Raw genomic sequence first — 5,536 nt, 5'->3', positions numbered from 1 at the left:
GCTCTTGAGTGCGGTGTGGAGCTTTCAACGTGTTGCGTGTCGTGCGATAAGGACGGTGTTGCGCTGCAGTGCGGAAAAGTTTACCCGGCGGTGGCGTGTAGACAAATGGTAATTGGGGGCGGTTTTGGAACATTCGGAGTTGCTCGCGCGGGTTCGCGAGATCATGATCGATGTATTCGACGATGAAGATCTGACGATCACGCCGGCGACCACGGCCGACGATGTCGACGAGTGGGACAGCCTCAGTCATATTCGCCTGATCGTTGCGATGGAGCGGGCGTTCGGGATCAAGTTCGCGAATGCCGAGATCGAAAGTCTCGAGAATGTTGGCGATCTGATCGATGCGATCGCGAAGAAGACGGGACGCACCCAGTAGGGAATTCGGCATGCTTTCTGACCTTGCGTGGCTGCCCCTGCCGCCAGCGGATTTTCGCGTTCAGCTGAATGCCCTCAAGTCCGGCGTGGCCGCGGGGGACGTGGCCAGTCTGCAGCGCCTGCTGTCGCTGGCGCTCTGCCGTCTGGACGACAGCCAGCTGAACAAGCTGGCAAATGCGTCGCGGCAGGTACCGGAGGCGAATCCGTTCTTCAGCCCGGTCAAGCTGGGGCTGCTGGGTGACGGCACGCTGTCGCTGCTGGGGAGCGCCATCGCCGGGTCGGCGGTGCGCCACGGGCTGCGCGTCGAGGTGGTCGAGGGCAGCTACGGCGCCGCGGTATCCGACGCCACCGATGCCGGCAGCCACCTCCATAGTGCGGGCCTCGACATGGCGGTACTCGCGCTCGACTATCGCTTGGCCGGCCTCGATACCCCCAAGCTGAGCGAGGCGGAAGCGGCGCAGGCGGTGGAAGACGCGCTCGGCCGCATCCGCATGATTGTCGACGGGCTCCGTCCGGGACTGGCTGGGCCGATGCTGGTGCAGACATTGCCGACACCGGTGGAGCCGCTGTTCGGCAGCTTCGACCGGATCCATGCCGGCTCGGTCTATGCCATGGTCGAGGCGCTGAATGCGCGGCTGGTCGAGTGGGCGCGCAAGGGAGACGTCGTCCTGGTCGACATCGCCCGCCTGGCGGGCAGCGTCGGTGCCGAGCGGTGGCACGATCATGGCCATTGGCATGCTTCCAAGCTCGGCTTCGCGCCGGAATTCATCCCCGTCTACGGGGACATGGTCGCGCGCACGCTGGCGGCGGTAAAGGGCAAGACCAAGAAGGCGCTGGTCCTCGATCTCGACAACACGTTGTGGGGCGGGATCATCGGCGACGACGGACTGGACGGCATCCAGCTGGGCCAGGGCAGCGCGGCCGGCGAAGCCTTTGTCGCGATCCAGCGCCTCGCGCTGGATCTGCGCGCGCGCGGCATCGTGCTGGCGGTCTGCTCGAAGAACGAGGAGGCCGCTGCCCGCTCGCCGTTCCAGTCGCATCCCGAGATGCTGCTGAAGGAAAGCGACATCGCGGTGTTCCAGGCGAACTGGACTGACAAGGCGTCCAACCTGCGCGCAATCGCCGAGACGCTGAACATCGGCGTCGACGCGCTGGTGTTTCTCGACGACAATCCGGCTGAACGCGCCCAGGTCCGCGCCGAGCTGCCGGTGGTGGGCGTGCCCGAGCTGCCGGCCGATCCGGCGCTCTATCCGCGGATGCTGGCGGCGGCCGGCTATTTCGAGACGATTGCGCTGTCCGACGAGGATCGCGCCAGGGCCGACCAGTATCAGGCCAATGCCGCGCGCGCGCAGCTGCTGACGGCAGCTTCCGACATGGAAGGCTATCTGCGCTCGCTGGCGATGACCTGCTCGATCCAGCGGGTCAACGCGACAGGGCGTGCGCGCGTGGCGCAGCTGATCAACAAGTCCAACCAATTCAACCTCACGACCCGCCGCTACACCGAGCCGGAAGTTGAGGCGCTAGCGAACGACCCATCGAAGCACATCGTGCAGATTCGCCTGGTCGACCGCTTCGGCGACAACGGCATTATCTGCGTGCTCATTGCCGACAAGAACGGCGCCGACTGGGAGATCGACACCTGGCTGATGAGCTGCCGGGTGCTGGGCCGGCGGGTCGAGCAGGCGGCGCTGGGGCACCTGATCACGGCCGCGCGCCGGGCCGGTGCCGACCGCCTGATCGGGCGCTACATTCCCTCAGCCAAGAACATGATGGTCGAGCAGCATTACCAGAAGCTGGGCTTCCAGAAGCTGGAGCAGACACCGGAGGGGCACAGCTTGTGGGAGCTCCGGCTCGACGGATGCACGCCGGCCGACCTGCCGATGACGCTCGTCGACGAGGCGCTATCGGACACGGCGGCATGAGCGGGAGGCCCGAAGATCCGGCCGCGGCGATCGAGGCGCTGCCAGAGACACCAAGGATCATCGAGCCCGTGCGCATGGTGCGACCGGCGCAGGGCGCCTGGGCCGGCATTGCCGCCCGGCACGCTTGAGGGGTGCCAAAGGGTTAAGCGATGCTGTTCAATTCCTTCTTCTTCCTCTTCGTGTTCCTGCCGGTCGCGTTCGTCGGGACCTATGCGCTGGGCCGGTGGCGCCAGGATGCGGCCAAGGTTGCGCTGACGCTGTTCTCGCTCGGTTTTTACGCCTGGTGGAAGCCCGAGCACCTGCCGCTGCTGCTCGGCTCGATCGTCTTCAACTATGTCGTCGGCGGGATCATCCAGCGGACGTACGACGCGGGGCGGCATCGCGCGGTCAAGCTGTGGCTGGTGTTCGGCGTGCTGGCCGACGTGCTGCTGCTGGGCTGGTTCAAATATGCCAACTTCGTCTTCGACAATGTCAACGCGGTGCTGGACACGCAGTACAGCCTGGGTCGCATCGCCCTGCCGCTCGCGATTTCCTTCTTCACCTTCCAGAAGATCGCATACCTTATCGACAGCGCGCGGGGCGAGGCGAAGCGCATGCGCTTTCTCGACTTTGCCCTGTTCGCGGCGTTTTTCCCGCAGCTGATCGCCGGGCCGATCGTCCACTACCAGGAAATCGTTCCCCAGCTGCGCAACCGGCTCTGGGGACGCCTGATCGCGCGGAACGTGATGGTAGGGTTGGTGATCCTCGCCATCGGTCTGTTCAAGAAGACGGTGATCGCCGACACGCTCTCGTCCTACGCCAATCCGTTGTTCGACGCGGAGGCCGGCGGGCAGCATTTCGGGTTGGCCGGCGGCTGGCTGGCAGCGATCACCTACACGCTGCAGCTCTATTTCGACTTTTCGGGCTATTCCGACATGGCGATCGGCCTGGGCCGGATGTTCGGCGTGAAGCTGCCGCTCAACTTCCACTCGCCGCTGCGGGCCTCGAGCATCATCGACTATTGGCGCCGCTGGCACATGACCCTGCAGCGCTTCATCGTCGCCTATATCTTCCAGCCGCTGTCGCTGCCGCTCAACCGGCGGGCGATGGAATACGGCCTGAAGGGCTGGAGCGCCTTCGCCATGGGCATTGCGCTGCCGACCTTCATCACCTTCGTGGTGATCGGCATCTGGCACGGTGCGGGATGGACGTTCGTTGCCTTCGGGGTGATGCATGCCGTCTATATCTGCGTCAACGAAGCCTGGCGCGAACGTCGCAAGCAGCGGCGTAAGTTCCTGAAGAAGAAGGGCATCACCCTTACCGACCCCGGCATGATGGAGCGTGCCGCCTATCACGTGCTGACGCTCCTCGCCGTTGCCTATGCCAACGTCATGTTCCGGGCGCGATCGGTCGGCGATGCCGTAGACATCTGGAGCGGAATGAGCGGTCTGCGCGGCGCCATCCTCGACGTCCCGTTCGATCTCGGCCTGGCGGCAACCATCCTTCTGGGAACCCTCATCATCATGTTTGCACCAAACACGCAGCAGATCATGCGCCGCTTCGATCCTGCCTATAACTGGCGCGACTGGCGCGATGTGGCACCCGCACGGCTGGACTGGACCTGGAAGCCCAATCTGCCCGGTCTTCTGTTCGCCGGCGCCGCCCTGTTTCTCGGTATCGCGTTCATCCAGCGGGGGCAGGGCATCTTCCTGTACTTCAACTTCTGATGGCCAGCTCCACCCCATCCCTCCACGCCGGCCGCAAGACCTGGCTGATCCTCGCCATCGCGCTGGGCTTCGCGGTGCTCGCGTCGCTCCTGCCCGAGAACCCGTACCAGCGCTGGCAGCTGCTGGGCGGTACCATCCATGCCCGGGCGCGCTGGATCTACGAACGCGTGCATGAGGACCCGACGCCGATCGACGTCGCGTTCGTGGGCCCCTCCCGGGTGGAAGCCGGCGTCTCCGCGCCGCGCCTGGCAGCCAGCCTCGCCGCACGCGGCCTGCCTGCCCATGTCGTCAACTTCTCGCTCCCGGAAACCGGGCGCAACATCAACGCGATGATCGTCGACGAGATGCTCTCGACCAAGCGGCCAAAGCTGCTCGTCATCGGCGTGTTCGAGAAGCCGTCGCGCTTCGGCCATTCCGCGTTCAAATATATCGCACCGCGCGCGATGCTCGCAAACCCCGGCTATTTCGGCAATATCAACTATCTGTCCGATCTCGCCTACGTCCCCTATCGCAGCATGAAGCTGTTCGCCGCCGACCTGTTCCCGCAGGCGCTGGGGCTGGACAAGTCCTTCGATCCCGCCACCTATCGCGGATCCGTGGTCGAGACCACCGGCGACGTCCGCCTGCCAGACGGCCGGATCAAGAACGGCTCGAAGCCTGGCACCCTCGCCGAGCTCCGCCGCGGCGTCGCCAAGCTCGAGCGCGGCACCAATCCACCGATCCTCGGTCCCGGCCTCGCCGATGTCGAGTTCGGCGACGAGCGCCACTTCATCCGCCACATCGCCGCCGCCGCACAGCGCCGCGGCGTCAAGATCGTCTTCCTGGCACTGCCCTATTATACCGGGCCTACCACCTTGCAGGAGGCCGATCTCTACCGCCGTTACGGCGAGATCTGGAATGCCGGCTTCCTCAGCAACCATCCCGAACTCTACAGCGACTATGCCCATCTCGATTCGCACGGCGCGCAGATACTGACCGACTGGCTCGTCGAACCCGTCGCCGCCGAACTCAGGAAGCATCGATGATCCTCGCAGACCCGCCCCTCCACCATGTCGGCATCGTCCAGCCGGACGAGGACGCCGTACAGGCGATGATGGCCACCCTCGGCCTCACCGAAGACTATCGCGGCTATGTGCCCCAGTTTCAGGCAACCTGCATCTTCACCCGCGCCGCCGGCCGCTCGCCCATCGAATTCGTCGTCCCCGACGGCGGACCGCTCGAGCGATTCAACAAGGGCGCAGGCGGCATCCATCATCTCGCGTTCGAAGTCCCCGACCTCGCCGCGGTCGAGGCCCATTTCGCCGCCCTCGGCTCCCCGATGCTCGAAGAACGCTCCGTCCAGGGCGCCGGCAACTTCCTCTGCAACTTCCTAAGACCCTCCGCCACACGCGGCGTCATCGTCGAATATATCCAAATCCTCTGACACCTCGCTGGCAAGGACCGCGCTCTCACGATGGAGGGTCGATCACCAGCAGCAAACGCGTTTCGCCGGTGTCCGTTAGCGGCGGCGAGCGATGCAGAATGGCCAGCGGT

7 protein-coding genes are annotated in these 5,536 nt (G+C 65.0%); 6 read left to right on the top strand and 1 reads right to left on the bottom strand.

Going from position 1 to position 5,536, the window contains the following annotated elements; all coding sequences use genetic code 11:
• Positions 1 to 112: 112 nt before the first annotated feature.
• Genes KK7_RS0114720 through KK7_RS0114700 form a run of 6 tightly spaced genes read left to right on the top strand, consistent with a single transcriptional unit; the run spans position 113 to position 5,426 of the window.
• Positions 113 to 376, top strand: a complete 264-nt coding sequence (locus KK7_RS0114720) for an acyl carrier protein (protein ID WP_337459583.1) — start codon at positions 113 to 115, stop codon at positions 374 to 376.
• A 10-nt stretch (positions 377 to 386) separates the two neighbouring features.
• Positions 387 to 2,297, top strand: a complete 1,911-nt coding sequence (locus tag KK7_RS0114715; protein WP_010545412.1) for an HAD-IIIC family phosphatase — start codon at positions 387 to 389, stop codon at positions 2,295 to 2,297.
• Entirely contained in the window at positions 2,294 to 2,425 is a 132-nt protein-coding gene (locus KK7_RS23615) for a hypothetical protein (protein ID WP_272941574.1), read from the top strand. Before KK7_RS0114715 ends, KK7_RS23615 begins: the two co-directional genes overlap by 4 nt.
• A gap of 21 nt (positions 2,426 to 2,446) precedes the next feature.
• Positions 2,447 to 4,003: an MBOAT family O-acyltransferase gene (locus KK7_RS0114710; RefSeq protein WP_010545411.1), complete on the top strand. Its 1,557-nt coding sequence runs from the start codon at positions 2,447 to 2,449 to the stop codon at positions 4,001 to 4,003.
• A complete protein-coding gene (locus KK7_RS0114705) occupies positions 4,003 to 5,028 on the top strand; it encodes a hypothetical protein (protein WP_010545410.1) in 1,026 nt (341 codons plus the stop codon). The genes KK7_RS0114710 and KK7_RS0114705 overlap by 1 nt, the downstream gene beginning before the upstream one ends.
• Positions 5,025 to 5,426 (top strand): VOC family protein, encoded by a 402-nt coding sequence (locus tag KK7_RS0114700; RefSeq protein WP_010545409.1) that lies wholly within the window; start codon positions 5,025 to 5,027, stop codon positions 5,424 to 5,426. The genes KK7_RS0114705 and KK7_RS0114700 overlap by 4 nt, the downstream gene beginning before the upstream one ends.
• A 25-nt stretch (positions 5,427 to 5,451) precedes the next feature.
• Here the strand turns inward: KK7_RS0114700 and KK7_RS23775 are convergent, their stop codons facing one another.
• Entirely contained in the window at positions 5,452 to 5,523 is a 72-nt protein-coding gene (locus KK7_RS23775; RefSeq protein ID WP_420186418.1) for a hypothetical protein, read from the bottom strand.
• Positions 5,524 to 5,536: the final 13 nt, after the last annotated feature.

Origin of the sequence: Sphingomonas elodea ATCC 31461 (assembly GCF_000226955.1) — a bacterium.
Lineage (GTDB): Bacteria > Pseudomonadota > Alphaproteobacteria > Sphingomonadales > Sphingomonadaceae > Sphingomonas > Sphingomonas elodea.
This window is presented reverse-complemented; position numbering and strand designations above follow the sequence as displayed.

What these genes read in the sequence shown, in the direction of transcription:
- KK7_RS0114715 (WP_010545412.1), top strand. Translation starts at nt 387, where the DNA reads ATGCTTTCTGACCTTGCGTGGCTGCCCCTGCCGCCAGCGGATTTTCGC.
- KK7_RS23615 (WP_272941574.1), top strand. Translation starts at nt 2,294, where the DNA reads ATGAGCGGGAGGCCCGAAGATCCGGCCGCGGCGATCGAGGCGCTGCCA.
- KK7_RS0114710 (WP_010545411.1), top strand. Translation starts at nt 2,447, where the DNA reads ATGCTGTTCAATTCCTTCTTCTTCCTCTTCGTGTTCCTGCCGGTCGCG.
- KK7_RS0114705 (WP_010545410.1), top strand. Translation starts at nt 4,003, where the DNA reads ATGGCCAGCTCCACCCCATCCCTCCACGCCGGCCGCAAGACCTGGCTG.
- KK7_RS0114700 (WP_010545409.1), top strand. Translation starts at nt 5,025, where the DNA reads ATGATCCTCGCAGACCCGCCCCTCCACCATGTCGGCATCGTCCAGCCG.